Source organism: Oleiphilus sp. HI0066, from assembly GCF_001635725.1.
The window spans coordinates 1-871 of record NZ_LWFH01001723.1 but is presented as its reverse complement, the minus strand read 5'-3'; the positions used below and the strand labels follow the sequence as shown (position 1 = coordinate 871).

Below are 871 nucleotides of genomic sequence, written 5' to 3'. Positions count from 1 at the left end.
TCTGCATAGACGACTGCACTCGATCCACAATCAGCTGAAGAGCTTCATTAAGATCTGCAGCTGCATTGACTTCCTGTACTATGCCGCGAAGCGTGGCCAGCATTGCTCAACCCCTATTATTTGACGCTAGTCCACAGTAAATAAGTGGCTAGACAAATCTTTCAATGCACGTCGGTAGACTTCTCGCTTGAAGGAAACTACTTGACCCAATGGATACCAGTAGCTCACCCAATCCCAACCATCAAACTCTGGCGTTTCGCCATTGCTCAAAGAGATGCTTTCGTCCTGCCCGATCATTCTCAACAAAAACCATTTTTGTTTTTGGCCAATACAAACCGGATGGGAGTTATGTCGGACTAAGCGTTTTGGCAAGCGATATCGTAACCAGCCCTCAGTCTGCGCAACAATCTGAACATCTTTTTGCACTAAACCGATCTCTTCATAAAGCTCTCGATACAATGCTTGTTCTGGCGTTTCGTGAGGTTTTATTCCCCCCTGAGGAAACTGCCAAGAAGTTTGTCCAATTCTACGCGCCCATAGCACCTCATTCTGTTGGTTAGCAAGAATAATTCCGACATTCGATCTAAAACCGTCAGAATCAATCACAACCATTCCTAATAAAATTTCGTTTCAGCCATTGTTCCAGAAAAAGCAAAATGCAGCAATCGTAAGGCTCGGTAAATACGAGCTATCACACACATAAAGACCTTCATTTCCTTAAACATTAGACACACTATTGGTCGCACTTCAGTTTTTTATTTCCTCTGTCGTATAACCTGTTATGCTGCGCCAACGTTCAATTTCGCAATGGAGTAAGATGCGTGGCACTGGCAATTTTTGATCTAGACAACACCCTTATCGCAGGCGATAG

The 871-nt window shown here is 44.0% G+C and carries 1 protein-coding gene; it reads right to left on the bottom strand.

Features of this window, described 5'->3' with window-relative positions; genetic code table 11:
* Nucleotides 1-126: 126 nt before the first annotated feature.
* Complete coding sequence (gene rppH / locus A3738_RS26905) at nt 127-606, bottom strand: RNA pyrophosphohydrolase (protein ID WP_068475386.1); 480 nt, start codon at nt 604-606, stop codon at nt 127-129.
* Nucleotides 607-871: the final 265 nt, after the last annotated feature.